A 22341-nucleotide genomic window follows, 5' to 3' on the forward strand; every position below is an offset into this window, starting at 1 on the left:
ACTGAAACATCTAAGTACCCGGAGGAAAAGAAATCAACCGAGATTCCCTTAGTAGCGGCGAGCGAACGGGGATTAGCCCTTAAGCTCTTTATGTTTTAGTGGAAGGTTCTGGAAAGTACCGCGATACAGGGTGATAGCCCCGTACACGAAAAGGCATTTAGAGTGAAATCGAGTAGGTCGGGACACGTGTTATCTTGACTGAATATGGGGGGACCATCCTCCAAGGCTAAATACTCCCAGCTGACCGATAGTGAACCAGTACCGTGAGGGAAAGGCGAAAAGAACCCCGGAGAGGGGAGTGAAATAGAACCTGAAACCGTATACGTACAAGCAGTAGGAGCCCTTCGGGGTGACTGCGTACCTTTTGTATAATGGGTCAGCGACTTATTGTCTGTAGCAAGGTTAACCGCTTAGGGGAGCCGTAGAGAAATCGAGTCTTAATAGGGCGTTTAGTTGCAGGCAATAGACCCGAAACCCGGCGATCTATCCATGGGCAGGTTGAAGGTTGAGTAACATCAACTGGAGGACCGAACCCACTAATGTTGAAAAATTAGGGGATGACCTGTGGATCGGAGTGAAAGGCTAATCAAGCCGGGAGATAGCTGGTTCTCCTCGAAAGCTATTTAGGTAGCGCCTCGCGTCTCACCCTCGGGGGTAGAGCACTGTTTGGGCTAGGGGGTCATCCCGACTTACCAACCCCATGCAAACTCCGAATACCGAGGAGTGCAATCGCGGGAGACACACGGCGGGTGCTAACGTCCGTCGTGGAAAGGGAAACAACCCAGACCGCCAGCTAAGGTCCCAAATATCAGTTAAGTGGGAAACGATGTGGGAAGGCCCAGACAGCTAGGAGGTTGGCTTAGAAGCAGCCATCCTTTAAAGAAAGCGTAATAGCTCACTAGTCGAGTCGGCCTGCGCGGAAGATATACCGGGGCTCAAACTGATAACCGAAGCTGCGGATGCTCTTAGGAGCATGGTAGAGGAGCGTTGTGTAAGCCGTTGAAGGTGGATCGGGAGGTCTGCTGGAGGTATCACAAGTGCGAATGCTGACATGAGTAACGATAAGGGAGGTGAAAAACCTCCCCGCCGGAAGACCAAGGGTTCCTGTCCAACGCTAATCGGGACAGGGTTAGTCGACCCCTAAGGCGAGGGCGAAAGCCGTAGTCGATGGGAAACAGGTTAATATTCCTGTACTCGCTATTACTGCGACGGAGTGACGGAGAAGGCTAGGCCAGCATGGCGATTGGTTGTCCATGTTTAAGGTTGTAGGCTGGGGACTTAGGCAAATCCGGGTCCCTAAGGCTGAGAACTGATGACGAAGCCCACTTAGTGGGTGAAGTGGTTGATGCCCTGCTTCCAGGAAAAACTTCTAAGCTTCAGGTAATAGTGAATCGTACTCTAAACCGACACAGGTGGTCAGGTAGAGAATACCAAGGCGCTTGAGAGAACTCTGGTGAAGGAACTAGGCAAAATGGTACCGTAACTTCGGGAGAAGGTACGCCGGTTTTGGTGATGGGACTTGCTCCCTAAGCTGAGGCCGGTCGAAGTGACCAGGTGGCTGCGACTGTTTATTAAAAACATAGCACTCTGCAAACTCGTAAGAGGACGTATAGGGTGTGACGCCTGCCCGGTGCCGGAAGGTTAATTGATGGGGTTAGCTTCGGCGAAGCTCTTGATCGAAGCCCCGGTAAACGGCGGCCGTAACTATAACGGTCCTAAGGTAGCGAAATTCCTTGTCGGGTAAGTTCCGACCTGCACGAATGGCGTAACGATGGCCACGCTGTCTCCACCAGAGACTCAGTGAAATTGAAATCGCTGTTAAGATGCAGTGTACCCGCGGCTAGACGGAAAGACCCCGTGAACCTTTACTACAGCTTTGCACTGAACTTTGAGCCTATTTGTGTAGGATAGGTGGGAGGCTTTGAAGCAGCGACGCTAGTTGTTGTGGAGCCGTCCTTGAAATACCACCCTGGTATGTTTGAGGTTCTAACTCTGGTCCGTTATCCGGATCGAGGACAGTGTATGGTGGGTAGTTTGACTGGGGCGGTCTCCTCCCAAAGAGTAACGGAGGAGTACGAAGGTGCACTCAGCATGGTCGGAAATCATGCAATGAGCATAATGGTATAAGTGCGCTTGACTGCGAGACAGACATGTCGAGCAGGTACGAAAGTAGGTCATAGTGATCCGGTGGTTCTGTATGGAAGGGCCATCGCTCAACGGATAAAAGGTACTCCGGGGATAACAGGCTGATACCGCCCAAGAGTTCACATCGACGGCGGTGTTTGGCACCTCGATGTCGGCTCATCACATCCTGGGGCTGAAGCCGGTCCCAAGGGTATGGCTGTTCGCCATTTAAAGTGGTACGCGAGCTGGGTTTAGAACGTCGTGAGACAGTTCGGTCCCTATCTGCCGTGGGCGTTGGAGATTTGAGAAGAGTTGCTCCTAGTACGAGAGGACCGGAGTGAACGAACCTCTGGTGTTCCGGTTGTCACGCCAGTGGCATTGCCGGGTAGCTATGTTCGGACGGGATAACCGCTGAAAGCATCTAAGCGGGAAGCCTCCTTCAAGATAAGATCTCCCTGAGGCCTTGAGCCTCCTGAAGGGCCGTGGAAGACTACCACGTTGATAGGCTGGGTGTGGAAGCGTTGTGAGGCGTTGAGCTAACCAGTACTAATTGCCCGTGCGGCTTGACCATACAACAGAGATGGTTACTAACGACTAGCTAAGCTAGCGGATTGTGAGTTAGAGACATACGATCGCTTGCGGTGTATTATTACAGATTGTTTTACCGACTTATTTGGGGTTATCGCCGGTCAACAATATGACCGAGGCAAACAGCGATAACACGGCAGGCCAAGCACATTGCTTATAAGACCAACGCCAACCCAAGCCAGTTTGCCTGACGACAATAGAGTTGTGGAACCACCTGATCCCTTGCCGAACTCAGAAGTGAAACGCAACATCGCCGATGGTAGTGTGGGGCTTCCCCATGTGAGAGTAGGTCATCGTCAGGCTTCTAATCCGAAAAGGGCCACCCAATAGGGTGGCCCTTTTTTTATGGCTGAAAATACTTTAAAGAAGCAAAAAACAAAAGAAAAAAATAAGAAAGGGAAGGAAGAGAGAGAAAGCAGAAAGTACTTAGTCGAAATTAAATAGAAAAAATAAAAATAGCTCTGAAAAATTTTAATGCTCAACTTTCTATTTAAAAAGTCAGTCAGTAATTAAAAAAAACCTAAAACTACCTGAGCACCTTAAACAGACGCTCTCCTAAAAAGCCTATAAAAATAGGTCTTTACCGATCTTCTCTCCAAACGCCTTTACACTCACTCAAAAAATAATCCAACAAAATAACTCGCGCAAAAACCAGAAAAGTACCCATACCACTCCCGTCAAAAATTAAATTTAGCCGGTAAAAATATCGGTGATTTTTTAGTCTCTGCAGTAATCCCCTGTAACCACGGGGCCTGTAGCCCGTTTATTAAAGTTATGCACAACTCTATCCAGACTTTCTGTTAGTAACCGCTGGCTGTGGAAATCCACGCAAAAAGTGCTGCTTTTTTACCCGTCTTCAATAGAGCCAAGCAACCACGGGGCTGGCAGGGGATATCCCGGAGTTATACACAACTCTATCCATGGTTTCTGTTGGTAACAAAGACGCCATAAAACGGACATCAGTTATTAACAGTGTTATGAGCGATAAATCTGTGGATTACTGCGGCTGATTGGTACGCCAGTATGCGAGAGAAGAAAAGTTTGGGGATAAAAAAAGCCCCACTAGGTGGGGCTTTAAAAATATCATCTGTATCTTTTATTTATTCAGAGGCAGTAGGAACTCGGCCCAAGTCTCCTTCCATTTCTGTGGTCAGGAAAGACATTACAACCCAGGCCGCTACATTCTGGCGCAGATTCTCAGGGTCGACTTTATCCAGGGTATCGTTGGGTGTGTGGTGATAATCGAAATAGTCGGTGCCGTCCTGGTATAGACCAAAGGCTGGCACACCGCGCGCAACAAACACACTGCTATCTGGGCCACCGTAAGATTCATTATTTCCGCGCTCAATACCCAGGGGGGCGAGGAGTTGCATCATTTGATCTGCAATATCAAATTTGCTCTCAGGGAGACGGGTATCGAAACGCCAGACTTTCCCTGCTCCAAAGTCTGATTCGGAGACGGCAATAATATTGTCCAGCTCTTTTACGTGTGCCTCAACATATTGCTTAGCACCTACCAATCCGATTTCCTCTGCACCAAACAGCACGACTCGCAAGGTACGACGGGGGCGCTGTGGCAGCTCAGCAATTAGACGTGCAGTTTCCATAACAATGGCAACCCCAGCTCCGTCGTCCAAGGCCCCGGTGCCTTCATCCCAGGAATCCAGGTGCGCACCGATAATCATGACTTCTTCAGGTTGCTCACGGCCAGTAATCTCACCGATGACATTAAAAGAGGGGCCGTCATTCAGTCGCTCAGTTTCAACATCAAGTTTTACCTGGACTGGCTTGCCGCGTTGGAGCATAGCCTCGAGCAGGTTTGCATCAGGAGCGGAAAGTGCGAGTGCAGGAACTGGGTTTTCCACATTATCAACCGACATCATACCGGTGTGGGCAAATCGGTCTGAGTCGGTTCCTACGGAGCGCAACAGCATGGCAGCAGCCCCTTTTTCAGCGGCAGCGCGCATTCCCAACTTGCGACCTTGCGCTGCAGGGCCGTAGCCTTCTCCCGTGCGCGCTCTCTCCATACGCTTATTGATAAAAGCGATTTTACCTTTCACTTGGCTGGCCGGGGCCTTCAACAGGGCCTGCACATCGGGAAACTCGATAATTTCCGCTGTTAACCCTCCCTCAGGAGTGGCGGCGCCATAGCCGAGGGAGGAGACAACTAGTGGCTGGGGGAAAGGGGATATGACTTCGGCGTGAGCATGGCCACGAATCCAGCGGGGTACCTCAATTTGCTCGGTATAGACGCGATCAAAGCCAAATGCCTTCATTTTGTCTTGTGCCCAGGCAACGGCTCTTTCATCGCCCTCAGTGCCTGTCCGTCGTGGTCCAACCTCTACGGTCAAAGACTCTACGATACTGTAGGCGTCGGAGCTTTCCAGTGCCCGGTCACGTAATACTTCCGCCACAGATACATCTTCCTGTGACAGAGGGGCTGCCTGGGCTATTCCCAGTGCCATGGTAGTGATCAGTCCCCCGGTAAGGGAAAGCAGTGGTTTCAACATCGGTCTATCCTTTGTTAATACTCTTCGGTCTTAAGCTTTTGGCTCGTTATTTGATGAGGCCGCGATCAGTTGCTCGCGAATTTCACGTAACGTATGCAGGCCTTTTTCTGTAAATAAGTAGGGCGGTTCGCCAGTATATTCGCTGTCTTCAATACTGAGGCAACGTTGTCGCATCTCTTCAAGCTTTGGGTCGTGTCGCATTGGGCAGGCGAGGAGTGCTCGCCATTCAGTATCGCTGGCTTGCCCGGTGATTACATCTTCAAGGCCCTTAACAAAACTGCCTCGGTCCATTCGAAATCTGGGTCTGCGCAGGTGCATAAGAACCCAAACCACAATAACAAAGGCAATGAAAGAAAGAATAAGCGTTGCCAGCCAGGTCACGATATCAATCCTCCACTAATAGTTTTATTGCCACAGCAATGGTGGCAATAATGATTACCGGTTTGATAATACTGGCACCTCTTGCAATCACGAGGTTGGAGCCGAGACGAGCTCCTACAACCTGGGCAAAAGACATAGCGATAGCGAGCAATAGAAAAATATGGCCTCCAGCGATAAAAATTAGCATAGAGGTCACATTGGTAGCGAGCACAATAGGTTTTGTTGATGCCGTAGCCGCACGCATATTGTAGCCGAGTAGCGCTGCGAAGGCGGCTGCACAGATAGACCCCATCCCAGGGCCAAAGAAGCCCCCGTAAAAGCCGAGCCCACCGCCAACAACTAGATTAAAAGTAACGTTACTGATTCTGGGTTTTGAGTCAATGTCGGAAATGCGAGGGGACAGAATAAAGTAGAGGGCAATAGCAATGAGCAGGATGGGAAGTAAGGTATTGAGACCAGCCTCCCCAAGTGAAGCGACTGTTAAGGTGCCTAGGCAGGAACCGATAATTGCAGCAAGTAGTCCTGGCCAGAGGGGGCGTAAATTCAACTGGCCTTTTTGCAGGAAGTTAATGGTGGATGATAGGGTGCCAAAGACGCTTTGAAACTTATTGGTACCGAGAGCATCGAGTGGGGGAATGCCGGCCCAGAGTAAAGCGGGGAGGGTGATTATTCCCCCTCCCCCGGCGATCGCACTGACAAAGCCTGCGGTAAAGGCGATTACTGTCAGTATCAGGTAGGTATAAGTAGAAAGCTCACTACTTAACTGTATCACGAGTGGACTGGTTACCCCTTTTCAAGAGTACTTTCATTATCGTGGTAATACCCCTGATACTTGCTAAAGCGCTTTTGGATCTCTGCCATATCCTGTTCCAGATCACCGATAGGCTGGTACAGGGAGTCAATGCAAATACGCTTATTGGGAAAGTCCCAGGCAACAAGCAAAATAGGAACTTGAGCGGTATAGGAAATCCTTAAAAAACCGTTCTTCCAGCGCCCTACTTTTTTGCGGGTCCCCTCGGGAGTAATCCCCACCCACATTTTTTCATTTTCCCGGTAACTCGATGCAACTTGTAGAGCGATATTACCTGCGGCGCGCCTATCGGTAGGAACACCTCCAAGCCACATAAATAGTCCTTTAAACGGGAAGAAAAAAGCTTCCTTTTTCATGAGCCAGGAAATTTTAATACCCAATGCCATAATAAATGGCATGGCAACCACAAAATCCCAATTGGATGTGTGGGGAGCCAAAGCCACCATGACTTTTCTTTCTGGAGGGATTTCCCCATCCATTCGCCAGCCGAGCATCTTGATTATCAACTTGCCAATAGCTTTGGTGATGCGATTGCCCAGCCGAGGTACTTCATTGGGTACTTCAGTAGGTATTTCTACAAACTGACTCATTATTTGCCTCTTTCTTACTGCTGTCACACTAAGGTTTCAACAAAGGTACTTAGACTTGCTGCTTTAGTGTTCCCGCGTGGCATAAAAGCGAACTTCCGGATAGCGCTCTTCAGCCAATTGTAAATTAACGCGCGTCGGTGCCAGGTAGGTCAGGTGTCCGCTGCCATCGAGTGCCAGGTTGGTACTGGCCTTGCGCTTGAAATTCTCTAGTTCTTTGGCACTTTCACTATCTACCCAGCGCGCAGTGTTCACGTTGACGTTTTCGTAGATGGCTTCAACTTTGTATTCGTCTTTTAATCGGTAAGCGACTACTTCGAACTGTAGTACACCAACTGCGCCCACGATAATGTCGTTGTTATCCAGCGGGAAAAATACCTGGGTGGACCCCTCTTCAGAAAGCTGCTGAAGCCCTTTTTGTAATTGCTTTAATTTGAGAGGGTCTTTTAAACGTATGCGACGGAACAGCTCCGGGGCGAAATTGGGAATGCCGGTAAACTTCAGTGCTTCGCCTTCGGTAAAGGTATCGCCGATCTGGATAGTACCGTGGTTGTGCAAACCAATAATATCGCCGGCAATGGCCTCTTCTACGTGGGTTCGGTCGCCAGCCATAAATGTCACCGCATCAGCAATTTTTACATCCTTGCCAATGCGCACATGCTTCATTTTCATACCGCGATTGTAGGTGCCGGAGCAGACACGCATAAAGGCAATTCTATCGCGGTGTTTGGGGTCCATATTCGCTTGGATTTTAAAAACAAAGCCGGAGAATTTATCTTCGCTGGGCTCTACTTTTCTCTCTTTGGTTTCCCGGGATTGGGGTGAGGGCGCCCATTCAACGAAACCATCGAGCATTTCCCTTACGCCAAAGTTACCCAAGGCCGTACCGAAAAATACCGGGGTCAGTTCACCGGCAAGATAAGCTTCCTGGTCAAACTCATGAGTGGCTCCACGAACCAATTCAATCTCTTCCCGAATATCCTCGGCGTACTCGCCAAGTAGTGCGTCAGCCTCAGCGGAGTCCAGACCCTTAATTTGAATATCATCGGGAATTCTGTGGCCCTGACCCTGGGAGAATACATGGATGGTATCGGTGTAGAGGTTATAGACCCCCTTGAAACCTTTTCCTGAACTCAAAGGCCAATTGATAGGGGCAGCCTGGATATTCAGAACTTCTTCAATCTCATCCATTACCTCGATCGGGTCGCGAATATCCCGGTCGAGTTTGTTGATAAATGAGAGAATCGGCGTTGTTCGCAAGCGGCACACATTCATCAACTTGATGGTGCGGTCTTCCACACCTTTGGCCCCGTCAATCACCATCAGTGCGGAGTCGACGGCGGTGAGTACCCGGTAGGTATCTTCAGAGAAGTCTTCGTGCCCCGGTGTATCCAGTAGGTTTACAGTCCTCTCTTTGTAGGGGAACTGCATAACGGAAGAGGTAACAGAAATACCGCGTTCCTGTTCCATCGTCATCCAATCAGAGCGTGCGTGGGGACCTTTTTTCCCCTTAACGGAGCCCGCTTGCTGGATTGCATTCCCGAACAAAAGAAGCTTTTCGGTCACGGTTGTTTTACCGGCGTCCGGGTGGGAAATAATGGCGAAGGTGCGGCGGCCGGCAAAGCCTGCCAGGGAAGAACTTTGACCCATACTTTAAGATTCGATCACTGGATATTCGAAAAAAATAGGGGCGTATTATACACGCAGGCGTTGCTCCGAGGGTGGGGTATACTGCGAAATTAGACTTGTCAGTTTACCAGCTCGGCGAATGGGGTCATGTCAATGGGCTGAGTTGCCAGCGGGACTGGCACACCTGGACAATTTGCTCAAATCCATTTGGATTAACACTGTACTCTGTTGTGGCCAACAGTCATCGAGGGGCTTTTAGCGGTGCAGTGGCAAACTCAGTTATTGAAGGGGAGAGGTTATGAGCCGGGAGCGTTTACAGGCATTGCGGGAAGAGTTGCAGCGGCAGGGTGTCGATGCTTTCTTGGTACCCCGGGCTGATGAGTACCAAAATGAAAGTGTGCCTGCGGCAGATGAGCGACTGCCCTGGCTGACAGGTTTCACTGGTTCCGCAGGAATGGCTGCGGTAGGCAGTCGAGAAGCGGCATTATTTGTTGATGGTCGCTATACCTTGCAGGCACAGCAACAACTCGGTGATCAACCCATTGAGTTAATGAGCCTCAGTCAAGTCGCGATCATTGAGTGGCTATGTAGTCAGCTGGATGCTGGTCAGTCTCTGGGGTATGACCCGCGACTGCACACGGAGCCGGGATTGGCCTTGATCAAGAAGCGATTGGCTGAAAGGGATATCCAACTACAGCCGATGGAACAGAGCCCGATTGATGCCATCTGGAATGACCGCCCCGCATCTCCCTGTGGGCCTGCACGCCCACACCCCTTCATCTTTACTGGTGAGCATTCCAAAGAGAAACGGCAGAGGATTGCCCGACGTCTCGCAGAAAAACGAGCCGATGCTTTATGGCTACCAAATCCTGAAAGCTGTGCTTGGCTTTTTAATATCCGAGGAGAGGATATTCCGCACTTACCAGTGGCCTTGGCCAATGCAGTACTTTACCGGGATGGCAGTGCAACTCTTTATTTGGGGGAGGGCGCTGTAGGGGATGCGTTGATCGAGCACTTGGATAAAGATGTAAGTCTAGTCGTGGCCAAAGGGGAATTATTTGAAAATATTAAGCGCCGCCACGTCAATAAAATATGGATAGATCCCCTGATTAGCAACAGTTGGACTTTACAGCAATTGCGAGCACTGGATATTGAACTAATGCTGGAAGGTGACCCGGTCACTGAAGCCAAGGCCTGTAAGAATGCGATTGAACTGGCAGGCAGCCAGGCTGCACACGAAAGGGATGGTGCTGCGGTGTGTGAATTCTTGGCGGAAATACCTGAACAGGTTGCCACAGGCCATTTTGACGAATTGTCCGCAGTAAAGCTTTTACGCAGTAAAAGGGAGGCTCGCGAAGGGTTTCAGGGCAACAGTTTTGAGACAATTTCTGGCTATGGTCCGAATGGGGCCATTGTGCACTATCGGGTGAGCCCTGAATCCAGTTTGGTTATGAAGCCGGAAGGGGTATATCTGTGCGATTCTGGTGGCCAATATCCAGATGGCACCACCGATATTACCCGAACTGTTGCTCTGGGTGAGTTCCCGCCCTCGGCAAAAGAAAACTTTACCCGGGTTTTAAAGGGGCATATAGCAATTGCGACTTTGCGATTCCCCAAGGGGACTTGTGGAGAGCAAATTGATGCGCTTGCACGCCGTTCGCTGTGGGAGGTGGGTCTGGATTATGCCCACGGTACCGGTCACGGTGTTGGTAGTTTCTTAAGTGTTCACGAGGGGCCACAGCGGATAGGTAAGGCTGTGACAGGTGTTGCTCTTCAGCCGGGGATGATCGTTTCCAACGAACCGGGGTTTTATCTCACTGGGCAGTACGGCATCCGTATTGAAAATTTGGTGTTTGTGAAAAAGAGTGAAAATTATCCAGATTTTCTAGAGTTTGAAGAACTTACGTTAGCTCCGATCGATCGTAATTTGATTGACGTGGCACTACTCACTGAGACTGAACGGGAATGGCTGAATCGCTACCACCAGAGGGTGCGAGATGTGATTACCCCGCTGGTTACTGAAAAAACTGCTGAATGGTTAAAATTGGCTACTGAAGCTTTGTAGTGTGAATCTGGGGGCTGCGTGCCCCCAGGCATAATTAATTTATCTCAAACTTATAGCCAGCACCGTAGACAGAGTGAATCAACTCTTTTTCAGGCATAAGCACTGATATTTTTTTGCGCACTTTTTTGATGTGGCTATCAATAGTTCGGTCGCTGATTACGCGGTAATCGGAATAGATGCGGTCCATGATTTGTTCACGGGAAAAAATTCGACCGGGCTCACTGTAAAGTAGGTCAAATAGGTGGAACTCCAGCGCAGTAAGGTTGGCGTCTTTACCTCCGATTCGCAGTTGCCCGGTATTTCTATCTAGTTCGATGCCACCATTTCCGACTTCGCCCTTTTGTGGTCGACGGCGCAACACCGCTTTCACCCGTGCGACGAGTTCCCTGGGGCTGTAGGGTTTACAAACATAGTCGTCGGCACCGGATTCCAGGCCGCGCAAACGATCGGGTTCCTCAATTTGCGCAGTCATTATAATAATTGGAACGTCGTTGCCTTTTTGGCGAATCTCTTCGCAAATCTCCATCCCATGCCGCCCAGGTAGCATCAGGTCGAGAAGGATCAAATCCGGTTTCATAGTTTCCACTTTGGGGATAACCTGATTACCATCAGAAATGATCTCGGCTTGATAGTCGGCGGCATGAAGATAATCCAGTAGTAGGTGCGCAAGTTCGGTTTCATCTTCGACTATTAATATTTTGGCGCTCATAACTTCCTACCATTTAATCCTTTGGCTTAGGGGTAAAAAAATACTTATTTCAAGACCGCCCATAGTGGACGGAGTTGCAGAAATGCTACCCTCGTGTGCTGTAACAATATTTTGGCAAATTGACAGCCCCAAACCCGCACCGCCGGTTTCCCGGCTGCGTGAACTATCTGCTCTATACAGGCGCTCGAACAGGTGTGGTATATCAGCACTGGCAACACCGGGGGCGGAGTCGGCGAAAGTGATAATGGCTGTTCGGGCTTCACAGCGCGCAGTTACTTTGAGTTGTCCCCCACTATCGGTGTAGCGTAGGCTGTTGGTTAACAGGTTGCTAAATAACTGATTGAGGCGTGCTTCATCTGCGTAGACTAACTTATCTTCCGATAGTTGGAGGTCGCTGCCCAAGCGAATACCTTTCTGGTCGAATGGAATTTCAAAGTCTTCGATAACACTTCGTAGGATATTTTCCAGGGAGATGTCGGACTTGCAGTAACTTAGTGCCCCCGCGTCGGAGAGAGACAACTCATAGAGATCATCTATCAGGCGGCTCAATTGTTGAATTTTGCTGTGCAGTATACGCAGGTTCTCTGGTGTGGCTGATCTGATACCGTCTTGAATGGCTTCAATCTGCCCTTTTAATACTGCGAGAGGTGTGCGCAGCTCATGCGAAATATCTGCCATCCATCGGTTTCGAGCATGTTCGTTTGCTTCCAGCGTTGCGGCGAGCCGATTAAAGTCAGCACTTAATTGGCCCAGCTCATCTCGTTGCTCTATATCAATACGGGTTTTAAAGTTGCCGGATGTAAGATGGGATGTTGCTTCGGTCAGCTTACGGATGGGCCTTACCAGCTGCCAGGCAAGGGGGATGGCAATGGCTAGTGCCAGAATGAAGGTGGCAACAGAGATAAGAGCGAAAGTCCGCGATTGCTCTTTAACAAACCCTACGGCCAAATCATCATCTAACACCGGTAGTGGATTGATAGCCAGGTAACCAACGGTTTCTCCATCCACAACCAGAGGCTGCATTACCATGTTCTCAGATCCTGAATAACGACCTATCAGAGGTCTTTTCTCTTTGTTCAACAGGACCAGGCGGGCATTAAGCGACTTGCCCACTGCGTGTTCAGGTGGGGGCTCAGGCGGGCGGCGGGGGCCCCTCGTACCCGGAGGTGGACGATGTGGGGGTGGCATATCCTCAAAGTGACTGGACATCACGCGTCTGTGGAGTCTTTGCCAGCGCCTGCTATTGCCGTCGATAGATTGCCAGCTTCCTTCGCTGGCGTAGATTTCTTGTAACTCATCTACTAAATCGCCGACCTCGCGAAGCTCCTGAGACTGGATATAGGTCATAAAACCATGCTTAAAGCTCCACTGAAAGAATACGAACATTCCGCCAACAGTAATTGCTGTAGTCAATAAGAAAGCGAGGCTTAGTTTATAGCGAATATTTAACGACATAGCCGGTAGCTTGGATTTCAGTAGCCTGTGTTCACAGTGAGCTCAGGTGCATTTTACTCTGTTTCCACTGAGGAAACGCGGCTCAGAAGATCAAGCCTACACTTACTGTAAATATCAGGGCAATCTTTTAACACTCCGAGAGTCTCACGATAAGAGCTCAAGCTAAGTGCCAATAAGCTTAGCTTGGTTATCCAAAGCTGTTCTTGGGGCCTCCATGCCCTGAGTCGGTAGGAGAGATTGAGTCCTTACTGGTAGTTACTTCTATTATTATCCCGGTTTGCCTGTGCTTACTCCCGGCTTTATTGGAGATGTAGAAAAACGATGCAATATCAGATCGGGCTTATCGAGCCGGATAAATAGAGTTGCAAGAATTCTCTTCCCTCCCCGGCTCCAGGTACTGTGGTCATGGGCGTTAAGAGTGACAGTAATTTGGTTGAAGCCCGATTTAAACAGCTTGTCGGGAAGGTGTAAGTCTGGACCATAGATTCGCTGTATTTTCTTACCGTTGATATAGAGATGGGCATGACCTTCCAGATATTGCTTTGAGGCATCATTGGCGTGGCGAGGGGATTCTAATTCGAACCGGTCGTAGTCTATATGTAGGTTATATCCGGACATTTTATCGCGACTAATGTCCAGTTCGATGCGCGGTGCAGCATTGTGTAAAGGGATCTCGACTACTGGGTGTTGGTCGCCGTTATGGCCCGTGTGTGAGTCTGGCTGTGCTGTAGCAAGGTTGGTTATTCCCCAGATAAAAGACCCGATAAGAACGGCTCGAAGAATTTTCATTATTGTCTCACTCCCAGGTTTGGCGATGGGGCAACATACTTCATTCAAACTGCTGTTGCTGTGAATACTTCTGGTTACCAGTGCTTTTAGTCTATCGGGTGCTATTGCTCCAGTTACTTCCATTACCTGGGGTGTCGGTCCCCGTAAAAACAAGGGACCGCAAAGCTTACACTTACTGCGACTCCAGGGAGATTTCCGGCGTATTAGGAAAGTGGCTTGGCCTTCAATGTTAGTGCACCGCTGAACTACTGTGTTGAGCACTCATTGACAATAGTTTGATCATCTAGCTTGCCGTAAAAGCGGGGGCCAAAAGTATATGGGAAGGCGGGGACAAGCTCACCATCATCATCGACAGTGACAGTCAGGTGGTAATGGTATCCCCTTTCGTCATCTGAGTGACCGTTATGCTGGTCCAAATATACTCCGCCTTCATTAGTCAGGTCTTCGTCCCAGTAATAGTCCTCGTAGAAAAAGCCCGCTGCTGTAGTGAACTCATTGCCTGACAGGGAGGTATAAGAGCCACTTGTCGTGGGGCCGGTATTCGATGTTGTTTCGACTCCTTGGGAGAGGTCGTATTCATCCACCAAGAGACAGCTTCTCTCGCCTGCTACGCCGCAACCGCTCTCGGAGCTGGGGTCGTCATAATCTCGTACAGCCCAGCTGCTTTCTGCGAGTTCTCCTTCACTCTGCCAGGGGCCATAGATTGCATAGCCGTCGGCGGTATAGCCGTAGACAGGGGAGTGGTCGTCACCTATATCGCCAACAAGATCGGCTAGGCAATCGCTATAAAAGTGATGGTGGTAATCTCCGTTTGCGGCGTGTCCACCACAGATATCCACATCGTAGACCTCAGCAACCGGTGCCAGGGTTTGCCAGGTGCCATCCACTGATTGACCATCACCCCAATCATAAATAGAGACACCATTTACCCAGTAGCCCTGTACGCCGAGCCCCGTTGCGCACTCCTCCGTTGCGGGCTCGGGTTCGACAGGGATGTATCCGACATGAGAGACGTTCTCTGGGCAAACGAGCCCTGGTGGCCAAAATCCATAGCCGGCATCTACATCACAGGTGCCAATACCCGTATAGCCAATATCCTGCCCAAAGCTGACAATATCTCCAACGCTGACAGTGGGGCTGCCGGTTTCAAAATCAGAGGAGGCTAATGGACGTTCAAGTAGTCCGTCTAGAATACTTTGAGTAATTTCAATCTCGTAGTCGGGAACACCGGTTGCTGATACAACGGTGTATTCCCGGCCATCTACGGTTTCTGATGCTACGCTCTGGACGTTGACCAGAACCTGCTCATTGCTGTTACTTTCATAAATGTAAGGCGCGCGTTCGTCATCAGTATTCATAATCCAGACACCAGTATCAGTGCTGGAATCTGACTCTTCAGAGGAGGTCTCAGAAGAATCATCGCCATCCTCATCTGAGGAAGAGCCACTATCGCATCCCTGAAGAACTCCGAGAGATATTATCAACGCTAGTGTATAAGAGAGTGTAGGATGGCCATTCCGGTCAAAAATTTTAATTATTTTCATATCACACCGTGGCATATGGAGGAGTTGCTCCCCGAACCTAGCGCACAAAAGTGAATGAAATGTGGATGGCCTGCTAGCTACATTTTATATCCTCTTTATCGTCTTAATTTTTTTCAGATTTGTGCACTGCGTTCAAAAGCGATACTCCGTGAGTCAGGTAAAAATATCTTATTGCTTTATTGTAAATAGCCTAAGTAGCCTTTAATTATTGGGCCGGCTATTAATTAAATATTTTTTTGGGTATTAGCTCCAATTCTTTCTTTGAAAAATTCCAGATCTTAATCTAATTATCAGGTCGGCTGACTTTGGCTATTTGTTTGTTGCCCCCGATAGGTGATGTTGAAAAGCGGTGTAATACCAGCTCTTTCTTATCGAGGTGAACAAATAAGGTTGCCAGTATTCGCTTTCCACCGCGGCTCCAAGTGCTGTGGTCGTGTGCATTGAGAGTCACGGTGACTTGGTTAAAACCAGGTTTTAGTAATTTTCCGGGAATATGTAAATCCGAGCCGTAAAGACGTTGGATTTTTTCCCCATTGATGTAAAGGTGGGCGTGCCCCTCCAGAAACTGCTCAGAATCGTCATTGGCAAAGCGAGGGGATTCCAGCTCAAACCGATCGTAGTCAATATGTAGGTTATAGCCGGACATATCGTCGCGGCTCATGTCCAGTTCGATTCTGGGAGCGGCAACATGCAGAGGTATCTCTATCACCGGATGCTGATCGCCATTGTGGCCTGCGTGAGGATTTGGCTGTGCCGCATACGCGGTCATAGAGGCTGAAAAAATCCAGGCCAAAGACCCAGCGATAAAGAACCTGTGCATTTTCATTTAACTCTTACTCCCAAGCTTGAATATGAGTTAGCGGCCAACGGTGGTTGAGCAGCGATTGACGATAGTTTGGTCATCCAGCTTGCCGGCAAAGCGCGGGCCGAAGGTAAATGGGAAAGCTGGGATTAGTTGGCCATTGTTATCCTGTGTAACTGTCAGGTGGTAGTGATAACCTCTTTCACTGTCAGTGTGTCCATTAAATTGATCCAAGTATTCGCCACCTTGCGCTGTCAGGCTTTCATCCCAGTAATAATCCTCGTAGAAAAAACCTGCCGGAGTTTCAAATTCGTTTCCGGATTGAGAGGTGTAGCTGCCGCTGGTAGTGGGGCCGGTGTTATTTGTATTGGATACGCCACGATCAATATCATATTCATCGACTAGCAGACAGCTGCGTTGCCCGGCAACGCCACAGCCGGTGTCTGAACGGGGATCGTCGTAATCCCGTATTGCCCAGCTGCTTTTAGCTAGCACACCTGCGTCTTCCCATGGACCGTAAATTGCGTAGCCATCGGCGGTATAGCCGTAGATAGGGGAGTGTCCATCGGCGGTGTCCCCGGCAATTTCAGCCAGGCAATTACTGTAAAAGTGATGGTGGTAATCGCCGTTAGCTGCATGGCCGCCACAGATATCTACGTCATAGACTTCTGCCATGGGAGCCAGGGTATGCCAAGTGTTATTTACGGACTGTCCGTCACTCCACTGGTAAATTGAGGTTCCATTTACCCAGTAACCCTGTACACCGAGCCCAGTTTCACAGCTGTCAGTGGATGCCTCAGGCTCAGCAGGAATATAGCCTACATGGTCGACGTTTTCGGGGCACACGGGACCTGGGGGCCAGAAGCCATAACCGGCTTCTGAGCCGCAGCTGGAATTACTGCGATAGCCGATGTCCTGGCCGAAGCTAACAACCTCACCAGTTTGTACCAAGGGGTAGCCATTGACGAAGTCTGTAGAGGCTTTTGGACGGCTGATGAGTGCGTCTAGTATTTCCTGGGTTATTTCAATCTGGTAGTCCGGGATACCGGTAGCAGATACGCGGGTATATTCCTTTCCGGCAACGGTTACAGATTCAATACTTTGCACATTAACCAGAACCTGCTGATTACTGTTACTTTCGTAAATATAGGGGGCGCGTTCGTTAGTTGAATTGATAATCCAGGTAGTACCGGAGCTCTCTGTTACCGAGCTTTCCTCGTTACCTGAAATTGTCGAATTATCTGAGGAGCCGGAATTGTCTTCGTTAACGTCCGAAGAAGTGTCCTCGTTATTATTCGATGTATTGCTTGTTTCGTCGGTAGTTGTTTCTGTTGGATTATCTACCGTAGTATCTGTTGGACTTTCCTCTTCAACTGTATTGCTGTTTGAGTCGGTGGAGGAATCTGCAGTGTTATTTCTAGTGTTTTCTGAATTTATCGAGTTGTTGTTTTGCCAGTTTCTTCCATTGCTATTGCGAACAGGTACTTCCCTAACCGAACGTTGATCGTTGTTATGCCCAGAGTTGGGATTAGGTTGAGCCACAACACTGGCTGCAGTTAGCCAGGCTAATGAGCCGGCAAGAAAGTACCCGTTAATTTTCACGAGAAGGTTACCTCAATTTATCTTTATTGGTTACCGCCCCACGGTTGTTGAGCATCGGCTGACAACAGTTTGGTCATCCAATTTTCCGTAAAAGCGCGGTCCAAAAGTGAAGGGAAAGGCGGGGATTAATTGTCCATCGCTATCGACAGTGACGGTAAGATGATAATGGTATCCTCGCTCATCATCCGAATGGCCATTGTACTGATCTAAATAGACTCCACCTTGAGCTGTAAGTTCTTCGTCCCAATAATAATCTTCATAGAAAAAACCAGCAGCTGTTTCAAATTCATTTCCGGACGCGGAGGTATATGAATCACTTGTAGTTGGGCCAGTATTAGAAGTAGTTTCCACGCCTTGGGAAATATCATATTCATCGATTAATAAGCAGCTGCGCTCGCCGGCGACACCACAGCCACTTTCGGATGAGGCATCATCGTAATCTCGAACAGCCCAACTACTTTCCGCTAATTCACCCTCACTTTCCCAAGGGCCATAAATTGCATAGCCGTCGGCGGTGTAGCCATAGATTGGAGAGTGGTCGTCACCAATATCGCCGACCATCTCTGCGAGGCATTCACTGTAAAAATGGTGGTGATAATCACCGTTTGCCGCGTGACCACCGCAAATATCAACGTCGTAGACTTCAGCTAGGGGGGCGAGTGTATGCCATGTATTATCAACACTCATCCCGTCACTCCATTGATAAATAGAGGTTCCATTTACCCAGTAGCCCTGTACCCCTAAACCAGTTTCACAACTGTCAGTTGCAGGTTCAGGTTCAACGGGAAAATAGCCAACATGGGAAACATTTTCAGGACAGACAGGCCCCGGTGGCCAAAAGCCATAACCAGCTTCTGCACCACAGGACGAATTACTTTTATATCCAATGTCCTGCCCAAAACTGACAATATCACCAACGCTGACATAGGGGCTGCCGGTTAAAAAGTCAGAGGATGCTTTTGGACGTTCCAGGAGTGCATCGAGAACAGTTTGTGTAATTTCGATAGTGTAATTTGGAATGCCGGTTGCTGATACAACAGTGTATACTTTACCGTCGACAGTTTCAGATTCAACGCTCTGAACATTTACTAGTACTTGTTCATTGCTGTTACTTTCATAGATATAGGGTGCGCGCTCATCATCAGTATTTAGAATCCAAACCCCGCTATCGGTGCTCGAGTCTGAGCTGTCACTATCATCTGATGAATCGTCATCGTCATTATCCTCACCGGAATCTGAGCCGCTGTCGCTAGTATCTTCAGATGACGAATCTGAATCAGATGAAGAGCTGCCGCCTCCACCGCATGCTTGGAGTACGCCGGAAAGTAATACCAGAGATATTACATAAGGCAAAATGGACTTTCGGTCCGTGTCAAAAATTTCCGTTAATTTCATAGCACACCGTGAACTAGATGGGGGTTAGTCCAGAAATTAGCGGATAAAAGTGGAGAAAATGTGGATAAATATTAACCTAATTTGCAAAGGGTTAAATTGGCTCTCTATTTCTGCTTAGTTTGTGCGTAAGTTCAAAAGGATGGCTTTTCTTTCTGTATCAACAGTTAAAAAGTTATTTGCTGGAAAATTACTTATTTCGTTAATGACTTTCTTTGTATTTAATTTAAATAAAATATTATTCTTTCGATATTTTTTTTGACTTAAAGGTCTAGTAGTTGGCTGGCTGTATTTAGTGAAGCCAGCTACTGAAAGCAGAGGCCTGGGTTCTGAGACTGTATTTGGGAGAGTCGCCAGTCTGGAAGCTTTAACCGGTTCCAGGCTGGCGTGGGGCTTTATCAATGATTTATAGGTGATATAGGTAAGCTGTTTTCTGCTGGGCTAGTTACATGGGCGGTGGGCCAGGGGGAAAACCTCCGCCGACTTCATCGGAGCAAACATTCACAATTGTCTGGTCATCGAGTTTGCCGTAAAAGCGGGGCCCAAAAGTATAGGGGAATGATGGTGTCAGCTGCCCTTCATCATTCAGTTCTACCGTTAGGTGGTAGTGATAACCACGCTCGCTGTCACTGTGCCCATTGTATTGATCCAGATAAGCGCCCTCCTGATTGGTCAAATTGGAGTCCCAGTAATAGTCTTCGTAAAAAAAACCGGTGGTGGTTTGAAAAAGGTTGCCTGATAGGGACGTAAAAGTATCGCTGGTACTGGGGCCGGATTGGGCAAGTGTATTTGTGCCCTGTGATAAATCGTATTCATCTACCAGTAAACAACTGCGCTCACCGGCAATCCCGCAGCCGCTGGTAGAGTCGGCATCGTCATAGTCTCTAGTGACCCAGCTACTTACTACAAGTACACCATCGGCCTCCCAAGGGCCATAAATGGGATAGCCATCAGCGGTAAACCCGTAGACGGGGGAGTGGCTATCTCCAGTGTCTCCAACCAAGTCGGCCAGGCAATCGCTGTAGAAGTGGTGGTGATAGTCTCCCCGAGCAGCGTGTCCACCACAGATATCAACATCGTACATCTCAGCGACCGGTGCCAGAGTATGCCAGGTACCATTCACGGACTGTCCATCGCTCCACTGGTAGATAGAGGTGCCGTTGACCCAATAGCCCTGCGGTCCGAGTCCACTTTCACAAGCTTCTTCTGAGACCTCTGGCTCAGTTGGAAAATAGCTGTTGTGGGAAACATTTTCTGGGCAGACTGGGCCCGGCGGCCAGAATCCAAAACCCGCTTCGGCGTAGCAGGTATGTGGATTGCTGCTAAAGCCGATATCCTGACCAAAACTCACGATATCGCCAATTTGTACTGTGGGGCTGCCGTAGACAAAGTCGGTGCTCGCCTTGGGGCGATTGATTAGCTCGTCGTAGATAGCGGTGGTGATTTCAATTTCATAATCCGGGATTCCGGATGCTGTGACTTGAGTGTATTCCCTGCCGCCGACAGTGACAGTTTCGATGCTTTGTACATTGACCAGGACCTGCTCATTACTATTGCTTTCGTAGATGTAAGGCGCCCGTTCATCGTCGGTATTTAGCACCCAGGGGCTGCTATCATCGCCAGTATCGTCGTCTGAAGGGGGTGGGTCTGAATCGTCATTGTCACAACCTGTTAAAGGTGTGCAGGCCAGAAAAATTGCCAGTGTGTTGATTAACAGGGTGCGGGTTTGAAGGGGGGAAATCTCCTGAAGCCTCATCGAATCACCATCCATGTTTCGCAGTAAGAGAAGAAGGCGGGCTATGTTGCTGTCTGCCGGGGTTTGGAGGAATTTGAAGTTATCGGCAAAAATGGGAAGTAATGTGTACGCTGCCCGTTAAGGCACTGATTTCCTTGTGTTGTGTTTTTAGGGGTGGTGGATGGATATGGGCCGAATCAGGAGTGATTCGGCCCACAGATCGATCAGTTGGTTGACAGCTCGGGGCTGGATGTTGTCTCTGCTGTGCGCTGGTGCGTATCGCGGCGCAGCCACCACCAGGAAACAAAGCCGAGAATCAGGTTGGATGCTGCTGTAGCGACAAACAGGCCGGTCATGCCCCACAGGCTGTTTCCAATCCAGGCCAGGGGTAGGTAGAGACCCAGTACCCGCAGGAAAGAAATGACAGTTGCAGGCAGCGGTTTCCCGAGTCCATTGAATGCGGCATTGGCAGACATTACAAAGCCGTACCCGGCATAGCTGAGAGGTACCAGGGTCAGGTAGGCAACAGCGACGGCGAGAACTTCAGTGGAATCACTGAACAGACTTACGATAGGTTCTGCAACAAAGTAGAGAAGCACAGCCAGTCCCGCTCCAAATACCAGGCAAAATCTTGCCAGTACTCTCACGGTTTCCCGCAGGCGGTCGGTCTTTTCCGCCCCGGCGTTCTGTCCCATAAAGGGGCCGACCACAGAGGAAAGTGCGTAAAATACAATCAGTGCCAGGGGTTCTACTCGGAGTGCGACTCCCAGGCCCGCGACGGCATCTTCGCCGTGCACGGCAACGAGTGCAACGACAACACCTCCCGATACGGGAATAATGACATTGGTGAGCACAGCGGGAAGCCCGACAGCCAACACTTTGCGCCAGGATTCGAGTAGGCCGCTCAGCCGCCATTGTGGGGCTGTCATTAGGTGTTCTTTTTTGATGATGAAGTAAAGTGCAGCAATAAAGCTCAGGGCGCGCACGATAATCGTAGCGATAGCTGCTCCCTGGAGCTCAAGCCGGGGAAAGCCGAAAAGCCCAAAAATCAAAATGGGGTCGAGAATCAGGTTCAGTAGGGCTACCGCCACCATAATACGGCCGGTTACCGCGCTGTTACCAATGGCGCGAAGAGCAGCGAGCGCGACGGTCGGGACAATGACAAAGATGGTTCCCAGATACCAGGGGATCATGTAATCGGCAATAAGCGGAAGCATATCGGGGCCGGCGCCCAGCAGCTCAAATAGAGGGCGCATGGTGGCCAGGCCGACTGCAGTAATCACAACAGCAATCAGCAGTGCCAGTACAGATGCGTCAGTTACCAGGCGGCGAACGTTCTTTATATCCCCTGCGCCGTAAACCCGGGCCACAGCCGAAGAAGTACCTGCGCCGAGACCGATAGCAAAGCTGTTTATGGCCATCACTACCGGGAAGGTGAAACTCATCGCCGCCAGGGGGCCATCGCCCAGCTGGGAGACAAAATAGGTATCGGCGATATTAAAGGACATGGCGGCGAGAATTCCCCAGACCATGGGTAGTGCCAGTCTCTGTAAGTGACTGGAAACTGAACCTTCCAGCAGTGATGGGCTGCTTTTTGATAGAGACATGTATAACTCTT

The 22341-nt window shown here is 49.4% G+C and carries 15 protein-coding genes and 2 rRNA genes (1 of these 17 cut by a window edge); 3 read left to right on the forward strand and 14 right to left on the reverse strand.

Annotated elements, in window-relative coordinates:
• Together ACJJIM_RS00515 and rrf are read left to right on the forward strand one after the other, a co-directional pair.
• Positions 1 to 2695, forward strand: a 23S ribosomal RNA gene (locus tag ACJJIM_RS00515) (it extends 187 nt beyond the left edge of the window).
• A 203-nt stretch (positions 2696 to 2898) separates the two neighbouring features.
• Positions 2899 to 3014, forward strand: a 5S ribosomal RNA gene (rrf, locus tag ACJJIM_RS00520).
• Between the two features lie 798 nt (positions 3015 to 3812).
• Here the strand turns inward: rrf and ACJJIM_RS00525 are convergent.
• From ACJJIM_RS00525 to ACJJIM_RS00545, 5 genes are all read right to left on the reverse strand, one after another.
• Positions 3813 to 5222 carry a M20/M25/M40 family metallo-hydrolase gene (locus ACJJIM_RS00525; protein ID WP_444912088.1) on the reverse strand — a complete coding sequence of 470 codons (1410 nt, stop codon included), beginning with the start codon at positions 5220 to 5222 and terminating at the stop codon, positions 3813 to 3815.
• A 30-nt stretch (positions 5223 to 5252) separates the two neighbouring features.
• Positions 5253 to 5603, reverse strand: a complete 351-nt coding sequence (locus ACJJIM_RS00530; RefSeq protein WP_413664329.1) for a hypothetical protein — start codon at positions 5601 to 5603, stop codon at positions 5253 to 5255.
• A 4-nt stretch (positions 5604 to 5607) separates the two neighbouring features.
• Positions 5608 to 6375 (reverse strand): TSUP family transporter, encoded by a 768-nt coding sequence (locus tag ACJJIM_RS00535; RefSeq protein ID WP_444892752.1) that lies wholly within the window; start codon positions 6373 to 6375, stop codon positions 5608 to 5610.
• An 11-nt stretch (positions 6376 to 6386) separates the two neighbouring features.
• Positions 6387 to 7004 (reverse strand): 1-acyl-sn-glycerol-3-phosphate acyltransferase, encoded by a 618-nt coding sequence (locus ACJJIM_RS00540; protein ID WP_413664331.1) that lies wholly within the window; start codon positions 7002 to 7004, stop codon positions 6387 to 6389.
• 63 nt (positions 7005 to 7067) lie between these two features.
• Positions 7068 to 8651 (reverse strand): peptide chain release factor 3, encoded by a 1584-nt coding sequence (locus tag ACJJIM_RS00545; protein WP_413664332.1) that lies wholly within the window; start codon positions 8649 to 8651, stop codon positions 7068 to 7070.
• 277 nt (positions 8652 to 8928) lie between these two features.
• Here ACJJIM_RS00545 and ACJJIM_RS00550 point away from each other — a divergent pair, with 277 nt between their 5' ends.
• Positions 8929 to 10695: an aminopeptidase P family protein gene (locus tag ACJJIM_RS00550; protein ID WP_413664333.1), complete on the forward strand. Its 1767-nt coding sequence runs from the start codon at positions 8929 to 8931 to the stop codon at positions 10693 to 10695.
• 34 nt (positions 10696 to 10729) lie between these two features.
• Here ACJJIM_RS00550 and ACJJIM_RS00555 read toward each other — a convergent pair whose 3' ends face one another.
• From ACJJIM_RS00555 to ACJJIM_RS00595, 9 genes are all read right to left on the reverse strand, one after another.
• Complete coding sequence (locus ACJJIM_RS00555) at positions 10730 to 11404, reverse strand: response regulator (protein ID WP_413664334.1); 675 nt, start codon at positions 11402 to 11404, stop codon at positions 10730 to 10732.
• 6 nt (positions 11405 to 11410) lie between these two features.
• Positions 11411 to 12859, reverse strand: coding sequence for an ATP-binding protein (locus tag ACJJIM_RS00560; protein WP_444912089.1), 1449 nt, complete (start codon positions 12857 to 12859; stop codon positions 11411 to 11413).
• A 267-nt stretch (positions 12860 to 13126) separates the two neighbouring features.
• The gene (locus ACJJIM_RS00565; protein ID WP_444912090.1) at positions 13127 to 13648 is read right to left on the reverse strand and encodes a hypothetical protein; all 522 of its coding nucleotides are present in this window, start codon (positions 13646 to 13648) and stop codon (positions 13127 to 13129) included.
• A 245-nt stretch (positions 13649 to 13893) separates the two neighbouring features.
• Complete coding sequence (locus ACJJIM_RS00570) at positions 13894 to 15192, reverse strand: YHYH protein (RefSeq protein ID WP_413664337.1); 1299 nt, start codon at positions 15190 to 15192, stop codon at positions 13894 to 13896.
• A gap of 283 nt (positions 15193 to 15475) precedes the next feature.
• Positions 15476 to 16018, reverse strand: coding sequence for a hypothetical protein (locus ACJJIM_RS00575; RefSeq protein WP_413664338.1), 543 nt, complete (start codon positions 16016 to 16018; stop codon positions 15476 to 15478).
• A 30-nt stretch (positions 16019 to 16048) separates the two neighbouring features.
• Complete coding sequence (locus ACJJIM_RS00580) at positions 16049 to 17596, reverse strand: YHYH protein (protein ID WP_413664339.1); 1548 nt, start codon at positions 17594 to 17596, stop codon at positions 16049 to 16051.
• Between the two features lie 30 nt (positions 17597 to 17626).
• Positions 17627 to 18991, reverse strand: coding sequence for a YHYH protein (locus ACJJIM_RS00585; protein WP_444912091.1), 1365 nt, complete (start codon positions 18989 to 18991; stop codon positions 17627 to 17629).
• A gap of 442 nt (positions 18992 to 19433) precedes the next feature.
• Positions 19434 to 20744, reverse strand: coding sequence for a YHYH protein (locus tag ACJJIM_RS00590; RefSeq protein WP_444912092.1), 1311 nt, complete (start codon positions 20742 to 20744; stop codon positions 19434 to 19436).
• A 203-nt stretch (positions 20745 to 20947) separates the two neighbouring features.
• The gene (locus tag ACJJIM_RS00595; protein WP_444912093.1) at positions 20948 to 22330 is read right to left on the reverse strand and encodes an MATE family efflux transporter; all 1383 of its coding nucleotides are present in this window, start codon (positions 22328 to 22330) and stop codon (positions 20948 to 20950) included.
• Positions 22331 to 22341 lie beyond the last annotated feature (11 nt).

Source organism: Microbulbifer maximicatervae (SeqCode), from assembly GCF_052467615.1.